Here is a 23,364-nt window from a genome sequence, read left to right as displayed (position 1 = left end):
GCTTGTTCTGATTGTAAGTGATTTTCCACGCTTGCAGAACCGGCATCGGCACTGTTCAGGCCGCATGCAAAGCTGGAAGAGTCCTGATGAGATATTTAATGAATCAAATAAGAATGGGGCGTAGTTTGAACAATCGTTTACCGGGGTGCAGGTCTGGCACCGCTTGGCAATAAAGTGAACGTCTTGAATGACCAACGAATCTGCTTCGCCTTCAACGACCCGTCGTAGTCGCTACTTACTGTCTTCCCTGAGGATGTCGGTTGCAGTCAGCTGCCGCCATGTATGGCGCGCTGGTGGGCGCAGCCTGCGCGCATTGCTTTGGAGCCTGCTCGGCCTGTATTTTTTGTTTTGCCTGCTGGTGTTGGTGCTGCGCTACCTGTTACTCCCTCAGGTGGCGAACTACCAGACTGAGGTGGAAGCCGCACTGGGTGCATCTATCGGGCGCCCCGTCAAAATTGCATCGCTGGAGGCTAGCTGGCAGGGATTGCATCCCCAGTTCGCACTGCACCAGGTGCAGATGTTTGATCAGCGTGGTCAACTGGCGCTGGCTTTGCCTGAAGTCCGTACCACTTTGTCGTGGTGGAGCCTGGCGCTGGCTGAGTTGCGTTTCCGCCGTATTGAACTGGTTGAGCCTGAGCTGACGATACAAAGAGATGAGCATGGCCAGCTTTACATTGGTGGCTTTTTGCTGGATACGCAGCGTAAGGGCGATGGCAAGGGGCTGGACTGGGTACTGGCGCAGCAGCAGATACGGATAAAGGATGGCCGGCTGCATTGGATAGATCAGACGCGGACCACACCTGCGGCCGATCTGCTTGGTGTCAACTTCGATTTGCGTAATCATTGGCAGCAGCATCAATTTTCTTTACTGGCCCAAATGAGCGAGGGATTGGCGCAGCCTCTGGATGTCAGGGGTAATCTGCGCCACGCCTCATTTGCTAAGACCCTGCTGAACCGCTCAGTCTGGTCGGGAGAAATTTATGCATTTCTGAGCCAGGTCGACTTGCCTGCCTTACAGGCTTATCTGCCGCTGAACAGCCAGTTGCAACAAGGACAAGGCACGCTACGCGCCTGGATGCAGCTGGATGCCGGCAGGTTGGCTGATCTGACGCTGGATGTCTTACTCAAGGATGTACAGGGCAAATTTGCGAAAGATCTGCCTGAGCTGGATATGCAGGAAATCCACGGACGTATCACGGCCAGCGAAAAAATATCTTTTGCGAAAAAATATTTGCCTTCGGTTTTTGGCCCTGCTGGCCATACCCTGGCACTGACTGACTTTAGTATGACCGCCCGCGACGGGCTGCATCTTCCCCCAACCTCGATCAAAGAAAGTTTTACACCTGGCAGCGATGGTCAGCCAGAACGTGTCGAACTGTCTTCGCCTATGCTGGATTTGCAGACTTTAGTCCAGTTTGCGGAGCACTTGCCCTTGCCCGCAGGGCAGCGCCAGATGCTGACTGATTTTGCGCCTAAAGGCGTGCTGAAAAACCTGCATGCGCAATGGAGCGGCAGTTATCCGGAAATCGTCAGTTATCAGGTGCAGGGGCAATTTGAAAATTTATCCTTACGTGCACAGGCAGCCAGAGCCGCTCTGGCTGCGCGTGGTAAGCGACCGGCAACTGCAGCCGTGCCCGCGATTCCAGGCTTTGATAATTTATCCGGCAGTATCGAAGCCAATGAAAAAAACGGCAAGCTGGTCGTGGACTCCAAAGCATTGGCGCTGCATACCGCCAGTTACTTTGTTGATCCATCTCTGTATTTTGATCGCTTGTTTGTGCACGCCAACTGGAAGATCGCCAACGATGATCAGCTCACGGTTCAGCTACAAAAATTCGATGCAGCACAAGGAAGTATGCGCGCCAGCTTCAGTGGCAGGCATAGCGTATCGCTGCGCCCTGATACAGACAATCCGGCTGGCAATCTGGATCTGAGCGGCCGTATCGACCGTTTCGATCTGAAAACCATCGATAAATACATACCTGCCAGTGCGCCGCAGGACTTGCGTCACTGGCTGACCCATGCCTTGTTGGATGGCTATGCTGACGAGGTAAAGGTCAAAGTAAAAGGAGATTTATCCCATTTTCCGTTTGCTGCTAACGATAGCCGTGCCGCGCAGGCTGGCGAGTTCCGGGTTAAGGGTAGTCTGAGTGGCGCTAAACTGGATTTTACGGCAGGTGAACTGAGGGAGGCATCGAAGCAGGCACTATGGCCAGTGATAGATCAGATACGTGGCAGCTTTGTGTTTGATCGCGCGCGCATGGAGATTTCCGGCGATACGGCGAAGACGCTGGGGGTGGATCTGAAAAAAGTAAAAGCCATTATTCCTGACCTGATGATGCATGGCGCTGTGTTGCAGATTGATGGAATGGTCTCCGGCCCGCTGCAGCAAATGCTGGGGTATGTCGCTGTCAGTCCGGTGCAGACCTGGCTGGGCCATTTTCTGGATGAGACCAAGGCCAGTGGCTCGTCTTTATTAAATCTGAAACTGCAACTGCCTCTGCAGCATCTGATTGACGCTAAGGTAAATGGCATTCTGCAATTTCAAAATAACGATGTAATGCTGCAGCCGGGCATTCCTCAGGTCAGTGCGGCGAACGGCAAACTGGAATTCAATGAAACCGGGTTGACAATCCCAGCGCTTAAGGCAACGGCACTGGGTGGCCCGGTGGTCATCAGTGGCGGCAGTCAGAAAGACAATACGATACGGATCAGGCTCGATGGCACGGCCAGTGCACAAGGTTTGATCGCCTATTTGCCACCCGAGCACCGCAAAATCATGGATGGGCGCCTGTCCGGCTCCAGTCGTTATACTGCTGCAGTGAATGTCAAAAAGCAGTTGCCAGAGATTGTGGTGGAATCCAGCCTGCAAGGCATGGCGCTGCATTTTCCTGAACCACTGCGCAAGACAGCAAACGAAATCTTGCCTTTAAAAGTAGAATTAACACCGCTGGCAAGCAATGAGAATATCCAGTTTCGCGATGAGTTAAAGCTGCAGTTGGGCACACTGGCGCAAGCACGCTTTCAGCGGCAAAAGCAGCGCGACAGCGATAAAGGCTGGCGCGTTGTGCGTGGCGGCATAGGCGTAGGTCAGCCAGTCCCTGAATCTGAGCAGGGCATGGCCTGGCAAATTCAGCTTCCTCAGCTAAATATCGATGAATGGTCGCAGTGGCTGGATAGCATGTCAGCGAAGGCTGCTGGTGCTGCTGCGCAGCCAGAAACCGGTCTTGAATCGTATTTTTATCCGGCATCTGTGCAGTTGCGGGCGGCACATCTGCAGATGATGGGAAAACAGTTTGATGATATGCAACTCAGTTTGACTCAGCAAAAAGGGAACTGGAAGGCGAGCATGAAGTCCAGCCAGGTTGCGGGAACGCTGAGCTGGAATGAGGCCGCGCTGGCGCAAGCGAATTCCACCATCACAGGCCGCTTCGATTACCTGAAAATTCCAGCCTCCGCGGCCAGGGAAGTGACTGAGCTGTTAGATGGGAAAAAATCACAGACGCAGTTGCCCGGCCTCGATATTGTGGTGGATCAGTTTGAACTGGTGAATAAAAGAATGGGTCGCTTGGAACTGCAGGCCAGTAACCAGCTGGTCAACGGTCGCAGCGAGTGGCAACTGCGTAAAATCAATTTGAAAAATCCTGACGCAGAATTAAAAGCCACGGGCAAATGGCTGCAACACGCGGATGCCGGGCAGACCCAGCTCGAATATGTGCTGGAAATTCAGCATGCGGGGCAATTGCTGAACCGGCTTGGTTTTGCCAATGTCTTACAAGGTGGTAAAGGTAAGATTGAAGGCAATTTGCGTTGGAATGGATTGCCATTTGCGATGGACTTGCCATCCATGACAGGGAAAATACAGCTTGATCTGGCAGCCGGTCAGTTTTTAAAAGTCGATCCGGGCGCCGCGAAATTACTAGGTGTATTGAGTATGCAATCCTTGCCACGCCGCCTGACACTGGATTTCCGCGATGTGTTTTCTGAAGGCTTTGCGTTTGATGGCATTAGTGGGAACGCAGCGATCGAAAAAGGATGGGCCCATACTGAAAATCTGAAAATGCGCGGCTTGAATGCGACCGTGCTGATGGCCGGTAAAGCTGACATCGTGCATGAAACCCAGGATCTGCATGTGGTGGTGATTCCAGTGGTGAATGCGGGTGCTGCCTCCGTTGTTTACGGACTGGCAGTGAATCCTGTCATTGGGCTTGGGACTTTTCTGGCGCAATTGTTTTTGCGCGAACCTTTGGCCCGGGCTTTTACATTTGAATATGGCGTGAGTGGCTCCTGGACTGAGCCGGTCGTAAAAAAACTGGAGGGAGGCCTCAGCAACAGTGCTTCCTCCGCTGAAACCAGTAAAACGGGGAGACGTGAATGATGAAGCTTGCGGCGATACAGATGATTTCGTCTTCGGACTTGAATGACAATCTGGCGACAGCAGAGCGCCTGCTACGGCAGGCTGCGGCAGACGGAGCGCAGTTGCTGCTATTGCCCGAATACTGGCCCTTAATGGGACAGCAGGATACGGACAAATTATTGATTGCGGAAGAGCCGGGGAATGGCCGTATGCAGACGTTTTTATCTGCAATCGCACGCGAACTCGGTGTCTGGCTGATAGGCGGAACCATACCCTTGAAGTCTGCTGAAGCAGATAAGGTACTGAATACGACCTTAGTCTATGGGCCGGATGGTGAATTGAAAGCGCGTTACGACAAAATACATCTGTTCGGTTTTCAGAAAGGCAGTGAGTCTTATGAAGAGTCGCGCACCATTACAGCGGGTCATGAAGTTGTCAGTTTTGATTCTGAACTGGGTAGGATAGGACTGGCGATCTGTTATGACCTGCGCTTCCCTGAGTTGTTTCGCGCACTGGGGCCTTGCAACCTGATGATAGTGACTGCAGCATTTACTTATACGACCGGTGAGGCGCACTGGGAAATCCTGTTGCGTGCCAGAGCTGTTGAGAATCAGTGCTATTTGCTGGCCTGTGGTCAGGGCGGGGTACATAGCAATGGCCGCCGCACCTGGGGTCATAGCATGCTGATTGATCCCTGGGGTAAAGTGCTGGCCTGCCAGGCTGAAGGTGAGGGTGTTGTAGCTGGCGAGATAGATCAGGCACAGATCGCGTCAGTCAGAGAGAGCCTGCCAGCCTTACGTCATCGCCGCATGTGATCCTGCTGTTTTGTCCGCCTTAATATTTGCGTCCCTTCTGTGTTGCAGGCAGCTTCTGAACTACAATGCCTGCATTACTGTTTTTTTCTGCGTGAGCCTCTTAATTTATGACTTCCAGCGTACCGACTCCTAGCCATTTGACCATCGCTCGTGATGTGTTGCTTACTCCTTTTGGACTGGACGAAAATCAGTTAAATCAGGTTCTCGCCTCGATGTTTACGCATCGTGTTGATTACGCGGATCTGTATTTCCAATTTACCCGCAGCGAAGGCTGGAGTCTGGAAGAGGGTATCGTCAAGACCGGCAGTTTTTCTATCGATCAGGGCGTTGGCGTGCGCGCGGTGTCTGGCGATAAAACCGCATTTGCGTATTCTGATGAAATTTCCGGTAAAGCCTTGTCCGAGGCTGCTGTGGCAACCCGTACCATCGCGCGCCAGGGCGCGGGGAAAGTGAAAGTCGCTAAAACCATGGCTGAAGCGGTCGGACGCGATTTGTATTTGCCGAACGACCCCTTACATTCTCTGGATGCAAATCAGAAAGTGCGCTTGCTGGAGCGTGTAGAACGTATTGCGCGCGCTAAGGATCCACGCATTGTGCAGGTGATGGCTTCACTGTCCGGCGAATACGATGTGGTGATGGTGGCGCGTAGCGATGGTGTGATGGCAGCGGATGTACGGCCGCTGGTGCGGGTGTCGGTAACCGTGATCGCCGAACAGAATGGCCGGCGTGAAATGGGTTCCAGTGGCGGTGGTGGTCGTTACGACTATGCTTACTTTACCGATGCTTTGCTGGAGAAATTTGCCGATGAGGCGGTCAAGTCTGCGTTGGTGAATCTGGATGCACGTCCGGCACCGGCGGGGCCGATGACAGTGGTGCTTGGTCCGGGCTGGCCTGGCGTGTTGCTGCATGAGGCGGTCGGACATGGTCTGGAAGGTGATTTCAACCGCAAGGGTTCCAGCACTTTCTCTGGCCGTATCGGTGAGCGGGTAGCAGCCAAAGGTGTGACCGTGGTGGATGATGGCACGATGCAAAACCGGCGCGGTTCCCTGAATATCGACGATGAAGGCAATCCTACTCAGTGCAATGTACTGATAGAAGACGGCATCCTGAAGGGCTATATGCAGGATACGATGAATGCCCGCCTGATGAAGATGGATATTACAGGTAATGCGCGACGTGAATCCTTTGCGCATCTGCCTATGCCACGCATGACCAATACCTATATGCTGGCTGGCGACAAAGATCCGGAAGAGATACTGGCTTCAGTCAAAAATGGCCTGTATGCCGTCAATTTCGGCGGTGGGCAGGTGGATATCACGAATGGGAAATTCGTGTTTTCCGCCAGTGAGGCTTACATGATAGAAAACGGAAAAATCAGCTACCCGGTCAAAGGCGCAACGCTGATTGGTAATGGGCCTGAGGTGCTCAATCACGTCTCTATGATAGGTAATGATTTGCAGCTGGATTCCGGCATTGGGGTCTGTGGCAAAGAAGGGCAGAGCCTGCCGGTCGGCGTTGGTCAGCCTAGCATGCGTATAGAAGGGTTGACTGTAGGCGGTACCGCTTAATACCTACAGGGCAATACCTATGTTTGTCATCGCTATCGTATCCGCCAAAGGCGGTGTTGGAAAAACAACGGTGTCGGCCAATCTTGCTGCTGGTTTGGCGCAACGCGGACGGCCGGTGCTTGTAATTGATCTGGATCCGCAAAATGCCATGCAATGGCATTTGGGGGGACTTGACCCGGATGTCGCTAAGGGCATCAGTTCACTCAATGCCAGCAGAACGCGTTTGGCAGGTGTGATGCATCAGACCGTTTTTGATGTGGCGCTGGTTCCTTATGGCAGTTGCAGCGAGCAACGCAGGCAAAAATTTGAAGCGACGCTGGCAGTGCAGGAAGATTGGTTGAAAACCAAGCTTATGGCGGCAAAGCTGCCGGATCAGACAATCGTCATACTCGATACACCTCCCGGACCCTCGGTGTATCTGAAGCAAGCGATGCGCGCGGCAGATTTTTTGCTGGCGGTGGTTCTGGCTGATGCGGCCTCTTACTCAACCTTGCCTGAGATGGAGGAACTGATTGCCAGCTACACTGCCGGATTGAAAGTCAGAATAGGTTCTGCTTATCTGATTAATCAGAGCAACCAACGTCAGTTGGCACAGGATGTGCTTACTTTGTTTTCAGAGAAGTTGGGACAAAGAATGCTTCCTTTCGTGGTGCCGGAAAGTGATGCCGTTGAAGAAGCTTTGGCTTTTGAGAAACCGGTCGTCGCTCATCAGCCTGAAAATGCTGCATCCCAAAATATCTTTCATATTACGGATTGGATAATACGAGGTTTGCCGCACCAGGTATCCTGAGCAGCCACTTACATGTCATGATGCATTAAGCGAAGTGACATGTTGGCTTACATGTAGCCTGTTTGGGATATTTACATGTAAATAGAAATTCTCGTATTTTTGTATTTATTTTTCTGTTTTCGGGCCGTTAAGCAATAATAGCCATATATGAGGCAACTATCTGGCAGCGCAGACTTAATTTCGGGAAAATTGTTGTAAAAAAATATTTCTTTTAGGTAAATTTGTTTGTGCTTATTTTTACCGGAAAATTTAGGCTTATAGATTGTTGACAATTCTGCACTTTAACTTTCTGGACGATAAGTTGTGCCGGGTGGTAAAGTTGTAAGTAATTGTAAGCGGTTCCGGTGAAATGTCCCGGGATCGTTTTTGCAATCATTGAGTGGAAGTGTTCATTATGTCAAAAAACGATCTCCAATATTACGAGTCACAGCAATGTTCATTGCAATGGCGAGCTTTTTTGAATGCATTTTCAGTGGAATTTTCTTCCAAGGGCGACTTAAAGGATTTGCGACTATTCATGCACCAGTTAGGTCGCAACATGGCACCGGGTCTTGGGTTTCCAGGTGGTGATAGTTTGCAGTTGCTTGAAGATAACATGAATGCAATTTGGAGTCGCATGCACTGGGGGTGGGTGGAGGTGAATGAAGAAGCTGAGGCATTGGTTTTGTTACACCATGCGAGCCCCCTCAAAGCGGCATTTGGTGAACAATCACTGATCTGGACCCCTGCCTTACTGGAAGGGATTTATGCCAGCTGGTTTGAAGGGATGGGAATGGATCCTTCCTTGCGATTGCAACAGAAAGCCGGTGACGCGGGCATTGCTCAGGTTCTGGTCTTTGAGCTCAAGAGACAGGTAGAAGAGTCGCCATTTTTCGGGCGTCGTTGAAATGGAGCGTGATGCTTTCGCTAAATGATGAAGATGGTGAATATTATGGATGACGACATTAAAAATCTGTTTCAGAAATTTGGGCAGTCTGCCAGCGGGTATCGCGAGATTAACCGTGATGTAGACAGTGAGCAGGCCAGGCAGCGTTGGCCATTGCTGCGGGATGTGCGTGTACATGCTGCGACCTATGCAGAAGATGACACAGACGAAGCGCCTGAATTTTCATTATCTGCATTGACGCAACAGACTCAGGATGCGGCCGCTTATCTGAAAGAGACAGCGCCGGATTCACGTGCATTAGCAGCTCAGGCAGAGCCGCTATTTCGCCTTGATAAATCTGCCCCTCTTGTTCAACCGGAAATTCAGCCTGAAACGCAGGTCAGGCAAACTGCTGGCATCAATACGCCGTCTCCACAGCGAGGACAGTCTTTGTTTAGTACAGTTGCTGCGACACCCGGGATCGTTCCTGACGTGGGGCAAAACAGACAGCGTTCTGTCACTGCCATACTGGATCGCCTGGCAAAAAAACCAGAGCAAAGTAAGCGTATTGAGACACCGAATCAATCCTTCTTCAAAAAAATATTCAGGTCATGAGAGTTGTTGCTGTTATTTCTCCCAAAGGTGGCGTCGGAAAAACGACGGTAACAGCCAATCTGGCTGCCGCACTGTCGCAATTAGGGGAAAGAATAACGGTACTGGATCTCGATCCACAAAACGCCTTGCGTTTACATTTTGGTATGCCCTATGAAGAAACCTCGGGCATAGCCAGACCTGAGGCTGCTTCCGGCGGTTGGCGTCCATTTATGCATGTCAGTCGTTTTGGAGTCGATTTTATTCCCTATGGTATTGTTAATGCAAAAGAGCGTGAGCAATTTGAACACGGTGTTCAGTTTCAGCCGAACTGGTTGTTTCAGCATCTGAACTCGCTGGGCTTGCAGGAAAATGCCGTGGTACTGATCGATACACCGCCTGGGCCCAGCATCTATTTGCAGCAGGTATTGCAGGTTGCTCATGTAGGGTTGGTGGTCCTGAAGCCGGATGCGGCTTCTTATTCGACTGTGCCGTCGATTGAAGCACTGCTCGAGTTTTATACCGGTAAACGTAAGGATTTTCTTGGACATTGCTTTGTTTTGAACCAAATGGACGCGTCCAAACAGTTGTGTCGGGATGTCTACGGCATGTTACGTGCGCAATTGGGGGGGCGTTTTGTTCCAGCCGCGATCCATCGCGATGAAGGGGTCAGGGAGGCGCTTGCCTGTCAGATGCCAGTCGCCGAGTATGCGCGATTCTGCTCCGCCACGCAGGATGTACAACATCTGGCGCAGTGGCTACAAACTCATTTCGGGCTGATCGACTAATGCGCTCAATATTGAATTCCCGTTACATGTATGGCCGGCTCAATGAGTTTGGCCGCGCGATGGTGAACTGGCATGGATGGGAGGCGAAAGGACCGCGCATAGTGGCACTGATATTTGCCGCTTTACTCTACTGGACTGCGATCAGTGTCCCCATGGATCTGCCTTTGCAGACGCTGTTTTCTGCCATTGTTTTTCTGGCTGCGATGTATCTGCGCCGTTACACCGGCACCCTGATTTCGCTGATCATGGTGATGTTCTCGGTGAGTGCAACCAGCCGTTACATCTATTGGCGGATTGCCTATACCATCGATACAGAAAACCTCATCGATCTGTTCTTTGCACTCGTGCTGATCATGGCAGAGGTCTATGCCTGGCTGGTTCTGTTGCTGGGCTATCTGCAAACTGCCTGGCCATTGAAACGTAAGCCAGTGATACTCCCTGCTGATACTTCAAGCTGGCCTACGGTTGATCTGTTCATCCCCAGCTATAACGAAGACTTGAGTGTGGTCAAACCCACGGTGATGGCGGCGATGGGTATCGATTGGCCCAAAGATAAGCTCAACATCATCATTCTGGATGACGGCCGTCGTCCAGAGTTTGCAGAATTTGCCGCATCGATCGGTGTGCAATGCTTCACACGGGCAGATAACAATCACGCTAAAGCTGGCAATATTAATGCCGCGCTCAAGCGAACAAATGGGGAGTTTGTTGCCATTTTTGATTGCGATCACATGCCGACCCGTTCCTTTTTGCAGTACACCATGGGCTGGTTTCTGGTTGATCCAAAGCTGGCCATGGTGCAGACCCCCCACCATTTTTTATCGCCCGATCCGTTTGAACGTAATCTGCAGACTTTCCGTAATGTTCCGAATGAAGGTGAGTTATTTTACGGCCTGATTCAGGATGGGAATGATCTTTGGAATGCTACTTTCTTCTGCGGTTCCTGTGCCATTTTGCGGCGTACTTGTCTGGAAGAGGTCGGCGGGATTGCCGTTGAGACGGTGACCGAGGATGCGCATACCGCCCTGAAGATGCAGCGTTTAGGCTATAACACGGCATATCTGGCTCTTCCGCAGGCAGCCGGCCTGGCAACCGAAAGTTTGTCTGCGCACGTAGGTCAGCGTATTCGCTGGGCACGTGGTATGGCGCAGATATTCCGGGTAGATAATCCATTGCTTGGCAAGGGATTATCCTTCGGACAGCGCCTTTGTTATAGCAATGCGATGCTGCATTTTTTCTATGGCTTGCCACGCATGGTGTTTTTGCTGGCCCCCATTTCTTATCTGTTTTTCGAAGTCCACATCATCAAAGCGTCCGCGCTGACGATTGCGGCATATTCGCTGCCACATTTATTGCATGCGAATCTGACTAACTCGCGGATACAGGGTGCACACCGGCATTCATTCTGGGCTGAAGTGTATGAAGCCACGCTGGCCTGGTATATTTTCCGACCTACGCTGGTTGCGCTGATCAATCCCAAACTTGGTAAATTCAACGTGACCGCTAAAGGTGGTCTGGTTGAAAAAGAACATTTTGACTGGGTTATTTCTAAACCCTACCTGATCATGCTGGGTTTGAATATTCTGGGTTTCCTGATCGGTATTGGCCGTGCTTTGTGGTGGAATACCTACGAATTAGACACGGTGATCCTGAATATGTTATGGACTATCTATAACCTGGTGATATTGGGTGCGACACTGGCGGTAGCGACCGAGACCAAGCAGGTGCGCCGTACCCATCGGGTACGCGCTGTGCTCAATGCCAGCCTGCGTTTGCCAACCGGGCACTCACTGGTTTGTCAGACCGAAGATTTTTCTATGGGCGGTATGTCGTTCCGGGTGCCTGAAGGCTTTTTGATGGAAAAAGAGGCCAGCTTAATGGTCTCTTTGTATGGAACCAATGGCGAATCAGTATTTCCGGCCAAAGTGATTTTTTCCAAAAAAGGCTTGCTCAGTGTGCAGTTTCTTGAGCTGGACATGAAGCAGCAGATGGAACTGATCAGTTGCACCATAGGCCGTGCTGACGTCTGGCTAAACTGGTCTAACGAGCGGGATATGGATCATCCGCTCAATGGACTGAAAGAAATTGCCATGCATAGTGTGAGCGGGTTCATACGATTTGGTGCCAGCATCAGACAATATTTGAGCAAAGATACAAGCGATATGGACACATCAACTACTAACGCAACGAATAACGAGAAGAGATCGAAAATGAAAATGCCCTGGAAACGTACCGCTAAGTCTACCCTGGCTATCGCGATCGCTTTAGGATTGTCATTCTCCGCAACGGATGATGCTGCTGCCAAAACTAAAAAATCCAAAATGTCGGAAGCGGCAACTGAGGAAATAGAAAAACCAGCGGCTGAACCCACTGTGCCGCAGGCGGTGTCCGGACAAAAGGTCTACAACATCAGCCTCAAGCAAATGGGACAGGAAAGCGGTATCGAATTGCGTGGCGTGGAAGGCGAGCGCTCATTCCCATTTACAGTACGCAGTGACGAGGTCATCACTTCTGCCAAAGTGCGCTACGGTATTGCCTACTCACCGGCACTGCTGCCCGACCTGTCTCATATCAAAGTGCTGGTCAATAATGAACTGGTCAGCGTGGTACCGCTGCCTAAAGAGACCAGTAAGGGCATCGTTCGTGAAGACAGCATTGATCCACGTTATTTTGCAGACTTCAATCAACTGAGTTTTAAACTGATCGGTCACTACACACGTGATTGTGAAGACCCGTTTCACTCGAGTTTGTGGGCGCGACTGAGCAATACGACCTATCTGGAGCTGACTGTCAGTTCTATCGAACTGGCCAATGATCTGGCTTTATTGCCTGCACCGTTTTTCGACCGGCGTGATTCCAAACTGTTGGAGTTACCCTTTGTTTTGCCTGCCACTCCATCACTCGATGTGCTGAAAAATGCGGGTACCGTTGCGTCGTGGTTTGGGCACCTCGCGTCTTACCGTGGCTCACGTTTTCCGATTGCGACGAACGGTCTGCCCAAAGGGAATGCCATCGTTTTTGCGACTGCAAAGGAAGCACCGGCCGGACTCCAGCTGCCTGCCATTAATGGTCCTACTCTGATGGTGGTACCGAATCCGGTTAGTCCAAAGACTAAGTTGTTGCTGGTCATGGGACGTGACGCGACTGAATTAAAAACAGCGGTACAGGCACTGACACTCGGACAAGTCGCCATGTCTGGTCCATCTGCCGTGATTAAAAATCTGAAAGAGCCCAACCAACGTGTCGCCTATGATGCACCTAAGTGGCTGCCAACTCACAGACCAGTGAAGTTCGGCGAATTGGTGCCGAACGAAAATCTCCAAGTCAGTGGTATGACGCCGGATTTAATCCGGGTCAATATGCGGGTCGCTCCTGATTTGTTTACCTGGCAAAAAGAAGGGGTGCCCATCGATTTGCGCTACCGCTTTACACCACGCCCTAATGTAGATAAATCCACGCTCAATATCGGCATCAACGAAGATTTTGTTGGCGCATTGTCTTTATCCGGTGCCGAAATTGAAAAAGGCAAGATCAAAGAATCCGTGATGCTGTTCTTTAAAGACGGACATCGTTTTGCGCAAGAAGAAGTGCAGTTGCCTATTTTCCGTATTGGTGCTGAAAACCAATTGAAATTCCACTTCTTCTATGACTATCCAAAGCAGGGTGCCTGTAAGGACGTTTATCTGGATAATGTGCGTTCCGCCATTGATCCGGATTCGACGATAGATTTTTCGCAGATGCCGCATTACGCGACATTCCCAAATCTCGCTTATCTCGCGAACGCAGGTTTTCCTTACACGCGATTTGCTGATTTGTCTGAAACGGCAATCATCATGCCGGATCGGTCCACCATTCCAGAGATGGAAGTATTTTTAAATCTGATGGGACGTATGGGTGAGTCTACCGGGTATCCGGTCACCAATGCCACTCTGATACGGGGGGCGGACGTCGATAAGCACAGCAGTAAAGAGTTGTTGGTGATTGCAACGGCTGGTAATCAGCCTTTGTTGAAGCAGTGGGCGAAATACATGCCGTTGACCATGGATGAAACTGGTAATCGCTTGCAATTGCCAACCGGATTTTTACGTGTACTGGCACGCTGGGGTGGTAAGGATCTGGATGAGATTGAACGCCGGTCTGGTGAAATGTTGGCAGCCACCGGTAATAATTTCGGGGCCATGATGCAGTTTCAGTCACCTTTATCCAGTAGCCGTAATGTAATCGTTCTGACGGCTGGTGATGGACGCAGTTTGCTGGATCTGACCGACGGATTGAGCAAGGCCGATGTGAAGAGTAAGTACCAGGGCGACCTGGTGTTACTGAAGGGTGAACGTGTGGCGAGTTTCCTGATTGGGGATACGTATTACGCGGGTAATCTGCCGCTGTGGACCTGGATAAAATGGACGCTGTCTGGACAGCCGTTGTTGTTGATCCTGTTCCTGATGCTGGCGTCATTGATCGCGGCGACATTGTTATTCCGCTTTTTGAAACGCAAAGCTGCAGCGCGTTTGCACGAAGGCGATGGCAGCGACGAATAATTAAGGCAAACTAGGCGGATTAATCAGGCCATACTGCGCAATCTGCGTCGTATGGCCTCAATGCTATTCAGGCATGAATGATAAACAGATTAGAAATAGGGGAATTGCATGGTTTTGAATAAAAAAGCGGTGGTACTCGCGCTGTTTGCGATCCAGGGTTGCTACAGCCCCGCTTTTGCCAATTCCCCTTTGCATGAAAAACTGATAGAGACGGCACAGTTCTGGGAGCAGCGCGGCAAAGAAGATAATGCGATGGACGCCTGGCGCAAGCTGCTCAAAATTGATCCCTCCAGCCCTCATGCTTTAGTCGCAGTCGGCGCGTATGAAGCCAGACGCGGAAATGCTGATCAGGCTAAGCAACATCTGAACAAACTACGTGAAGTCAATGCGAGTGCAGCGCAGATACGCACTTTGGAAGAGGCGATACGAATGGGCGCTTCCGGCGCGCGCACCCAGATCGACGATGCGCGGCGTTTAGCCAGGCAGGGTGATGCAGAGGCTGCGGTCGAAAGCTACCGCTTGCTGGGCGACCCGTCCAAACTCAAGGGCGATGCGGCTTCTGAGTATTATCAGACCTTGGCCGGCACCTTAAAAGGCTATGCTGAAGCTAAGCGCGGACTTGAAAAACTGGTGAAAGAACAGCCAGGTAACACTCGCTATGCACTGGCTTATGCGCAGGTGCTGACTTATCGTGAAGCGACCCGAGCCGAGGGCATGGCGCAGTTAGAGCAACTGACTGCTAAACCGGATGTGGCAAAGGCAGCGCGAGACTCATGGCGGCAAGCACTGAGCTGGATGGGCCTGAAAACCAGCAATGCGCGTTACTTCCGCCATTATCTCGACAAATATCCGGACGATAAAACCATACAGGATAAGCTCGATAACATGAGCCGTCAGGCCAAAGCAGAAGTGCGTGAAGAGCGTCGCCCGGCTAAACCAAGAATAGAAAACCCCGTCATCAAGGGACAGACCATAGGCTTCAAAGCACTGGACGACAATGATGTGGCAACCGCAGAAAAAGAATTCCAGTCCATCCTGAAGTCGCATCCTAAAGACCCGGTTGGCTACGGCGGCATGGGTCTGGTTAAGATGCGTCAGGAAGAGTTTATTGAGTCCAGAAAATATCTGCTAAAAGCAATGCAGCTGTCTTCAGCTAAAGGAAAACTAAACTGGAAAAAAGCCTATGATGGCGCGCATTACTGGGCCAGTATAGAGGAGGCGCGTAACGCTTTCGAAGATGGCGACAGTAAAAAAGGGATAGCCCTGTTACGGCAGGCGATTGCGCTCGACAACAAAGAGCCATCCGGTATTTTGCAGCTGGCAGATGCCTTACAGGCTGAAAATGACATGGCAGGCGCGGAAGAGAATTTCAAGCGGGTCTTTAACGAAGATAAGACCAATATGCGCGCGCTTGATGGTCTGGTTGGTCTCTACTCTTTGCAAAAACGCGTGAAGGACATGGAGGCACTGAGCCCGTATATGTTGCCACGTCAGCTCGCGATCTTGGCGAATTCTAAAGCAGAAGAGTTGTCAGAAAAGGCTAAAAAAGCGGAAGCCGCCGGTGATTTCGCCACGGCGCAAAGTGCGCTGGAAGACGCAATTCTGATCAAGCCCGAAGATGCCTGGCTGCGTATGAGTCTGGCTAAGCTGTATCAGAAGCGCAATATGCCCGGACAGGCGCGGGCTTTGCTGGATGCACTGACCAATGTGGAGAAACCCGATCCGGAAGCCCTGTATGTCAGTGCCTTACTGAGTGAAATGCAGGGGCTGTGGTGGGAAGGCATGATGACACTGGAGCGCGTGCCAGCCAATTCACGCAAGACGGAAATGTTCACTTTGCAGAAGCGGTTGTGGCTGAAGGTGCAGCTGGACCGTATCGATATTCTCAATAAAAAAGGCAGAACGGCTGAAGTGAAGGAAATCCTCGCGGCTGTCGACAGTACGGCCGCCAACGATCCTGAATTTGTCGGTACGGTTGCCTCGCTGTATATCAAGCTGGGTGACCGCGAACGTGGTTTTTCCATGATACGGCAGCTGGTGCAAAACACGAAGCAACCGACGGCCGGTTTGCTATTGCAATATGCCAGCACCCTGATGCAGTCCAATCAGGAAGCCGAGCTGGAAGCCGTCATGCGTAAAGTCGCTGCCATGCCTAAACTGAGTGAAGACGAGATAGTGTCTTTCCGCCAGTTGCAAAAAGCACTTGCCATGCGCTATTCCGAACGCGCACGCGAGGCGGGTGATTTCGCGGCGGCTTACACCTATATCCAGCCCATGCTGATAGAAACGCCGGATGATAATGTGCTGTTGCTGACACTGGCACGTATTTATTCATCGGCCGGTGATCTGGATCAGGCCAAAGACTTGTACAACAAGGTATTGGAAACTGAACCGGATAATCCTGAAGTATTGCAGGGACTGGTGTTCGCTGCGATCAACATCAAAGACTTTAACGGTGCGGAACAACATCTGGATCGCTTGATGCGTTTGCAGCCGGATAATCCGCGTTACATTGCCTTGGCAGGTAATGTCGCAAGGGCTAAAGGACAAAACGGTAAGGCACTCGGCTACTTCAAAAAAGCGCTGGCGCTGGAACAGGCGCAGCGTCCGCTGGCCGGTAAAGGAGCCGACGGCTTACGCCTGGTAGAAACCGCAGCACCGGCTGCTGCCGTGACCGATTTCAAGGTCAATCCTTTCGCCAACAAAGATGGGCAGCAACAGACGCAGACGCCGGTAGCTAAGCCAGTATCGGGACCGGTACTGCGTGAAGTGCCGCAATTAGGGCCACAGCATGCCTTACCTGGCTTGAATCCGGGCGCTGCCAGCAGCATTAGCAAGCCGCAGACTCAGCCCGTCACCACAAACCTTAGCCCGGTCTCTGCTGCTGTTCTTGCTCCGGCTACTCCAGTCAGTGCGGCTGGTGCTGCACCGACGCCAGCTTTGTCAAGAGTTTCAGCCCAAGCTGCTGTGGTCAATTCTGGTGTCAATTCTGCTGTCACTGCTGGCAGCCCGGTGACAGTAAGCGCCGCTCCTGTCACACAGAAGCCGATTTCGCTCACAGGCAACCCAGCTTATCCAGCGTCGAATACGCAAGTTGCGAATGCCAGCAAACTACAAGCAACGAATGTCACACGCAAAGCGTCTAAAGACTTACCGGATGTCAGTCCGGAAGAAGCTGCCCTGATACGTGAAATTGAATCCCTAAATGAGTTAAACCGCTCTGAAGTCACTGCTGGCTTATCCGCGCGCGCACGTAGCGGTCAGAGCGGCTTGTCACAGTTAAAAGATGTGGAAATGCCGGTAGAGGCAAAACTGTCCACGCTCGGTTATGGCCAGTTCGGACTGAAGATTATTCCGGTCGTGATCGATGCCGGTACTTTGCAACTGAACGACACAAACGTCGCAGGTCAGTTTGCTAAGAATGCGATACTGAATGAACGCGCTAAATTCACAAAAACTTCCTTTACAGCTGTCGCCAAAGAGCAGGGTTTGTCCAGTGCCAGCTCGATAGAACAAGTCGCAAAAGGGGTTGCACTCAATCTCAGTTATTCCCTGGCAGAGGCGGGACTGAAGCTGGATGTGGGTTCCAGTCCGATCAACTTCCCGATCCGGAATGTGGTCGGTGGTGTCAAATGGAGTACCGCTGTTGACGGCCTGAACCTGAGTCTGGAACTGTCGCGTCGCTCAGTGACCGATAGCTATTTGTCGTATGCAGGTGCCAAAGACAGTCTGTTTGGTCTGAGCTGGGGCGGTGTAACGAAAAATGGTGCGCGCCTCGACCTGTCTTATGACATGGAAGACGGCGGTCTCTATGGTGGTTTGGGCGCTTATAGCGTACAAGGCACCCAGGTGGTGAAGAACACAGGCTTCGATCTTGGTGGCGGTGCTTACTGGCGTGTGTATAAAACCAAGGATAATGTAGTGACTGCCGGTGTCGGTATGAACACCATGTTCTATAAAAAGAATCTGCGTTATTTCACTTACGGTCATGGCGGTTACTTTAGTCCGCAATCGTATCTGGCAGTGAATCTGCCGGTGGAGTGGAGTGGACGTAACGGCCGCCTTGCCTATCAGCTTGGCGCTGCAATCGGTATTCAGCGCTTCCGCGAAGACAGCGCCCTGGTTTATCCGCTGATCGCGGCTGACCAGGCCGCACTCGAATTGTTTGCCGGTGCAAATCCCTTGGTGAATGTGACGACCAGCTATCCTGGGCAAAGTCATACCGGTCTGCAGTATAAGCTGGCGGGTGGTCTGGAATATTTAATGACGCCGCGCTTCTCTGTCGGCGGACGCTTCTCGGTGGATAATTCGGGTGATTTCACCGATGCTGCCGGTATCGTTTATTTGCGCTACACCTTTGAGCCAAGAAAGACGCAAGTTTCTTTCCCGCCGGTGGTACCGAAAACCTATTATCAGGGGAATTGAGATGTTAGTCCGTAGTGTCTTACTTTGCATATTGTTGAGCCTGAGTCCGGCGCTGTTTGCCGCCGATTTGCAGACCGAAGGCCGCCAGTTACTGTCTCAGGGCGATGCAGCAGCGGCCAGTAAAAAGTTTGCTGAAGCCGCCAAGGTGAACCCGTTTGATGCGTCGGCGCTCAACAATCAGGCTGTCGCCTTGTCGGCGCAGGGCGATTATGAAAAAGCACTGGGCTTGCTGGAACGCGCTGTCAGACTGGCGCCAGCGCGCGCTGACATTGCGACCAATCTCAACGAGATGCGTGCCTGGGTGGCGCGTCATGCGCCGCAAATCAAGCTCAAGGAAGTGCCGCCACCAATCATGAATGTGTATCCCGATGCAGATATTCCGCCTGAGCCGCCGGCCTTATGGAAAAAATGAAAAATCTGCGGGTTTTACGCTTGCCATTTGCTGAAATATGATGCAATATCAGTTTTCGAATTTGTGCTGGCAAGTGGCAGACTGCGATGTCGCCCGCATAAATGCAGATAATTAACGGGTCAAAACGCACACAAATTTTGTATGAAACGCGTCTACTTCTTTTTCTTTTTTTACTTTAGCTATTCCCAGCCACAGGCGGTAGGAAGAAGGTAAGCGCACAAAGAAAAAGAGCCCAACCAGAATTCTAAAAAACCGCCAGCGATGGCGGTTTTTTTTTTACCTCTTGCTTTATCAATATTGTGTGCCTGACAGAGGCCGTCTGAACCAAGTGCCTTATCCGGCCAGATCAGACCAATAGGCAGAAATGCGCTGATAGCGGTGGGTAAGCCCTAAGAATAAGTGTACGAATTTAAACCATTGAACATTTTCAGGAGAAACCATGCAACGTACTGACGACTTACGCATACGCGAGATGAAAGAGCTGGTCCCGCCTTCCCATCTGATCCGCGAATTCGCGTGTTCGGAAATCGCATCTGAAACAGCCGCCAATGCACGCACCGCATTGCACCGTATTTTGCACGGTCAGGACGACCGGCTCATGGTCGTAATCGGACCTTGCTCTATCCACGATACCAAAGCCGCCATGGAATATGCCCACAAACTGGCAGCGGAACGCCAGCGTTTTCTGGGGGAGCTGGAAATCGTGATGCGCGTGTATTTTGAAAAACCACGCACCACAGTCGGCTGGAAGGGCTTGATTAACGATCCTTACATGGATAACAGTTTCCGCATCAACGATGGCTTGCGTCTGGCGCGTGAGCTGCTGCTGAATATCAATGAGCTGGGTTTGCCAGCCGGTACGGAATACCTGGATGTGATCAGTCCACAGTATATTGCTGACCTGATCAGCTGGGGCGCGATCGGTGCCCGCACCACAGAATCTCAGGTACACCGTGAACTGGCGTCGGGTTTATCCTGCCCGGTTGGCTTTAAAAACGGTACCGATGGCAATGTCAAAATCGCGGTCGACGCGATCAAGGCGTCCTCACAGCCACACCACTTTTTATCAGTCACCAAGGGCGGTCACTCCGCTATCGTATCGACCAATGGCAATGAAGATTGCCACATCATCCTGCGCGGCGGTAAGGCCCCGAATTATGATGCCGTCAGCGTCGATGCGGCCTGTAAGGATATTGCCAATGCCGGGCTGGCATCGCGTCTGATGATCGATGCCTCGCATGCCAACAGTTCTAAAAATCCAGCCAATCAAATCCCGGTTTGCGCCGATATCGCAGGCCAGATCGCAGCTGGCGATACGCGTATCGTTGGCGTCATGGTGGAATCGCATCTGGTCGCAGGGCGTCAGGATCTGGTGCCGGGCAAGGAACTGGTCTATGGCCAGTCCGTGACGGATGGATGTATTGATTGGGAATCCAGCATTCAGGTATTGGAAGGCCTGGCGGCAGCCGTTAAGCAGCGTCGTTTGTCGCATTCTGAATAAACCGGATACGCCAACAGCAACGGCTATCAGCGTGGGAAAACTGCGCTGATCGCCAGCATTGCCAGTAAATAACTATGCGGATTTCGCTAATTTTGGATTTGAATAGCCACCCTGGTGGCCAATATTGATAAAGATAATTTCCAAATTTGGCATTTATGCTGTGCTGAATGCCGCATTGAGTAGCGCTGCACGCATTACCTTGACGCTGGGATTCAGAAGCGTTTAGTCAGCGTCATCTGTTCACCTTCACGCCGCATTTCCATGCGATTCAGGAAGGACATGCCGAGCAGAGGCATGCTGAGTCCGGCTTCGATGACTGAGGCATCAACCTGGAATAATTCGATATCGCCGATCTTGATGCTATCGAGTTTGATCAGATAGGTATTGACCACGCCGCCTGCGGTATTGGCGCGGCCTGGGCGGCCAGCTTTGTAATTGATGCCTATGCGTCTGGCTTCGCTGGCGGGCAGCGCGATCAGGCTGGCACCGGTATCCACCATCATGCTGAGCGCAACACCATTAATGCTGGCGGGTGCCATGAAGTGTCCGTGGTCGCCCGCTTTCAACATCACCTGGTTGGATTTTCCTCCGCCTGTTTTGAAATCGGTTTGCCCCAGCCGCAGTACCTGCCGCTTGCCATTGGTGCTGATGGTGGCGTTGTCGCCATCGACTGCAAGAAGACGCGTTTCGCCATTCAGCATGGCACCCACTTCGTAGGTCTTGGGCGCAGCCCCATCGATCACCAGTATCGCCTTACCGGACAGGATGGCGACCACACCGATATCGGCCGCGACCGCCAGCCCGCTACAGCATGCGCTGATTAACAATATTGTGAAAAGTGCTGGCAGTTTCATACTGGCGGACCCGGCGGGTTGGAAAGGGCGGTGCTTGCGTGCTGGCTTCAGCGTCGTATCAGTCGCGGAAGTTATTGAAATCCAGCGGCAGATCTTTCATTTCTTTGCGCAGCAAGGCCATGGCAGCTTGCAGGTCATCACGCTTGGCACCTTGAATCCGCACTGCATCGCCCTGGATGCTGGCCTGAACTTTCATCTTACTGTCTTTGATGATTTTGACGATTTTCTTGGCATCGTCAGATTCAATGCCATTTTTGACTTTGATGACTTGTTTGACTTTATCGCCACCAATTTTTTCGGGTTTACCCATGTCCAGGAAGCGTACATCGACCTTGCGCTTACCCATAGTCTGCGTGACTTCGATGAGGATCTGATCCAGGTGGAATTCGGAATCGCCGTAGATAATGACTTCGCGTTCTTTATCTTTGAGTTCAACTTTCGCGCTGGTGCCTTTCAGGTCAAAGCGGTTAGTGATCACCTTATTCGACTGGGTGATCGCATTTTTCACTTCTTCCATATTGGCTTCGGAGACGGTATCAAACGATGGCATAAAACTTTCCTGATGAATTGTAAACGTAGCGCATTTTATCAAATGTGCGACTGGCACAGAGTCCAAACGTTATAATTTCGCCTTATGACAAATCATCCTACCCATTTGAACCCGCTGGCTGTTTCCACTGAGTTCTCTTTGCTTCAGCACAATACCTTCGGTATCGCTGCGATTGCCAGCCATTTTGCCGAGATCCGCAGCGTAGCGGATTTGCAGTCTGTTCGTCAGAATCCGCAACTGATGTCTATGCCCAGACTAATACTGGGCGGCGGCAGCAATCTGGTGCTGTCTGATCGCATCGATGCACTGGTCTTGCATATGTGCATGCAGGGTAAGCAAATCGTCGGCAGCGACGCGGATAGCGTGTTTGTACAGGTAGCGGCCGGAGAAAACTGGCATCAGCTGGTGCTGTGGACCTTGGCGCAAGGGGTGGGCGGACTGGAAAATATGGCCCTGATCCCGGGCACAGCCGGCGCGGCACCGGTACAAAACATCGGTGCTTACGGCCTGGAGCTCAAGGATGTGTTCCATAGTCTGGATGCGTTTGACTGGGATAGCGGTGAGCTGGTTACGCTGGATAAGGCAGCCTGCCAGTTTGCCTACCGCGACAGTATCTTCAAGCAGGCGTTCAAGGGAAGAATGACGATCTTGCAGGTCACACTGGCCTTGCCTAGGCGCTGGCAAGCGCGTCTGGGCTATGCCGATGTACAGCGCTTTCTGGATCAGGCCGGAATCACAGCACCGACCGCGCAAGACGTTTGCAATGCGGTGATCGCCATTCGCCAGTCCAAATTGCCGGACCCGGCGCAAATCGGAAATGCAGGCAGCTTCTTTAAAAATCCTGTCGTCAGTGCGGCACTACGCGCAAGCTTACTGGCGCAGTTCCCTGAATTAGTCAGTTATGCACTGGAAGATGGCCGCTACAAGCTGGCGGCAGGCTGGCTGATAGAGAAAGCCGGCTGGAAGGGCAGGCAGTTGGGGCGTGCCGGCGTCTATGAAAAGCAAGCGCTGGTGCTGGTCAATCGCGGTCAGGCGACGGGTGCGGATATCCGCGCGCTGGCAGCGGCTATCCAGCAAGACGTGCATACCTTATTTCAGGTCAGCCTGGAAGCAGAGCCGGTATTTACAGATTCTGTTCAGGCACTGTGATGCTTTGTTAAATCAGGCAGATGCATGGACTACATCCTCTGCCTTTGATTATTCTGTATCCATCTTTAACGTTTAATTTGTCTTTAGTTTGTCTATAGAGAAAATGTTCAGCGTATCATTTCAATTGTTTCCAAGTGGAAATAATTGTTGCGTGGAAATTG

14 protein-coding genes and 1 pseudogene are annotated in these 23,364 nt (G+C 51.6%); 13 read left to right on the top strand and 2 right to left on the bottom strand.

Going from position 1 to position 23,364, the window contains the following annotated elements; all coding sequences use genetic code 11:
* The first annotated feature begins 187 nt into the window (after positions 1 to 187).
* The 12 genes and pseudogenes from EYB48_RS15250 to aroG all read left to right on the top strand — a co-directional run bounded on the left by EYB48_RS15250 (position 188) and on the right by aroG (position 20,650).
* Positions 188 to 4,378: a YhdP family protein gene (locus EYB48_RS15250; RefSeq protein WP_162021231.1), complete on the top strand. Its 4,191-nt coding sequence runs from the start codon at positions 188 to 190 to the stop codon at positions 4,376 to 4,378.
* The gene (locus EYB48_RS15245; RefSeq protein ID WP_162021230.1) at positions 4,375 to 5,172 is read left to right on the top strand and encodes a carbon-nitrogen hydrolase family protein; all 798 of its coding nucleotides are present in this window, start codon (positions 4,375 to 4,377) and stop codon (positions 5,170 to 5,172) included. Before EYB48_RS15250 ends, EYB48_RS15245 begins: the two co-directional genes overlap by 4 nt.
* 107 nt (positions 5,173 to 5,279) lie before the next feature.
* Positions 5,280 to 6,740, top strand: coding sequence for a metalloprotease TldD (gene tldD / locus EYB48_RS15240; protein ID WP_162021229.1), 1,461 nt, complete (start codon positions 5,280 to 5,282; stop codon positions 6,738 to 6,740).
* 19 nt (positions 6,741 to 6,759) lie between these two features.
* Entirely contained in the window at positions 6,760 to 7,530 is a 771-nt protein-coding gene (gene bcsQ / locus EYB48_RS15235; protein WP_162021228.1) for a cellulose biosynthesis protein BcsQ, read from the top strand.
* A gap of 394 nt (positions 7,531 to 7,924) precedes the next feature.
* Positions 7,925 to 8,416, top strand: a complete 492-nt coding sequence (gene bcsD, locus EYB48_RS15230; protein WP_162021227.1) for a cellulose biosynthesis protein BcsD — start codon at positions 7,925 to 7,927, stop codon at positions 8,414 to 8,416.
* Positions 8,417 to 8,461: 45 nt separating this feature from the next.
* Positions 8,462 to 9,010, top strand: a complete 549-nt coding sequence (bcsP, locus tag EYB48_RS15225) for a cellulose biosynthesis protein BcsP (protein ID WP_162021226.1) — start codon at positions 8,462 to 8,464, stop codon at positions 9,008 to 9,010.
* Positions 9,007 to 9,774 (top strand): cellulose biosynthesis protein BcsQ, encoded by a 768-nt coding sequence (gene bcsQ / locus EYB48_RS15220; protein WP_162021225.1) that lies wholly within the window; start codon positions 9,007 to 9,009, stop codon positions 9,772 to 9,774. Before bcsP ends, bcsQ (EYB48_RS15220) begins: the two co-directional genes overlap by 4 nt.
* Before the next feature lie 26 nt (positions 9,775 to 9,800).
* Positions 9,801 to 11,903: pseudogene (bcsA, locus tag EYB48_RS19585) on the top strand (UDP-forming cellulose synthase catalytic subunit); the annotation flags it as partial.
* Between the two features lie 33 nt (positions 11,904 to 11,936).
* Positions 11,937 to 14,312, top strand: coding sequence for a cellulose biosynthesis cyclic di-GMP-binding regulatory protein BcsB (gene bcsB / locus EYB48_RS19580; protein ID WP_456243317.1), 2,376 nt, complete (start codon positions 11,937 to 11,939; stop codon positions 14,310 to 14,312).
* A gap of 108 nt (positions 14,313 to 14,420) precedes the next feature.
* Positions 14,421 to 18,737 (top strand): cellulose biosynthesis protein BcsC, encoded by a 4,317-nt coding sequence (locus EYB48_RS15210; protein ID WP_162021223.1) that lies wholly within the window; start codon positions 14,421 to 14,423, stop codon positions 18,735 to 18,737.
* A gap of 1 nt (position 18,738) precedes the next feature.
* Complete coding sequence (locus EYB48_RS15205; RefSeq protein WP_162021222.1) at positions 18,739 to 19,149, top strand: tetratricopeptide repeat protein; 411 nt, start codon at positions 18,739 to 18,741, stop codon at positions 19,147 to 19,149.
* 439 nt (positions 19,150 to 19,588) lie between these two features.
* Positions 19,589 to 20,650 (top strand): 3-deoxy-7-phosphoheptulonate synthase AroG, encoded by a 1,062-nt coding sequence (aroG, locus tag EYB48_RS15200; RefSeq protein ID WP_162021221.1) that lies wholly within the window; start codon positions 19,589 to 19,591, stop codon positions 20,648 to 20,650.
* Positions 20,651 to 20,862: 212 nt separating this feature from the next.
* Here aroG and EYB48_RS15195 read toward each other — a convergent pair whose 3' ends face one another.
* Positions 20,863 to 21,477 carry a retropepsin-like aspartic protease family protein gene (locus EYB48_RS15195; protein ID WP_235935181.1) on the bottom strand — a complete coding sequence of 205 codons (615 nt, stop codon included), beginning with the start codon at positions 21,475 to 21,477 and terminating at the stop codon, positions 20,863 to 20,865.
* 85 nt (positions 21,478 to 21,562) lie between these two features.
* A complete protein-coding gene (locus EYB48_RS15190; RefSeq protein ID WP_162021219.1) occupies positions 21,563 to 22,054 on the bottom strand; it encodes a YajQ family cyclic di-GMP-binding protein in 492 nt (163 codons plus the stop codon).
* An 84-nt stretch (positions 22,055 to 22,138) separates the two neighbouring features.
* Between EYB48_RS15190 and murB the strand changes: the two genes are divergently transcribed.
* Positions 22,139 to 23,203, top strand: a complete 1,065-nt coding sequence (gene murB / locus EYB48_RS15185; protein WP_202927799.1) for a UDP-N-acetylmuramate dehydrogenase — start codon at positions 22,139 to 22,141, stop codon at positions 23,201 to 23,203.
* The last annotated feature ends 161 nt before the right edge of the window (positions 23,204 to 23,364 follow it).

Source organism: Cognatundibacterium crateris, assembly GCF_010078235.1.
Taxonomy (GTDB): domain Bacteria; phylum Pseudomonadota; class Gammaproteobacteria; order Burkholderiales; family Burkholderiaceae_D; genus Undibacterium; species Undibacterium crateris.
This window is presented reverse-complemented; position numbering and strand designations above follow the sequence as displayed.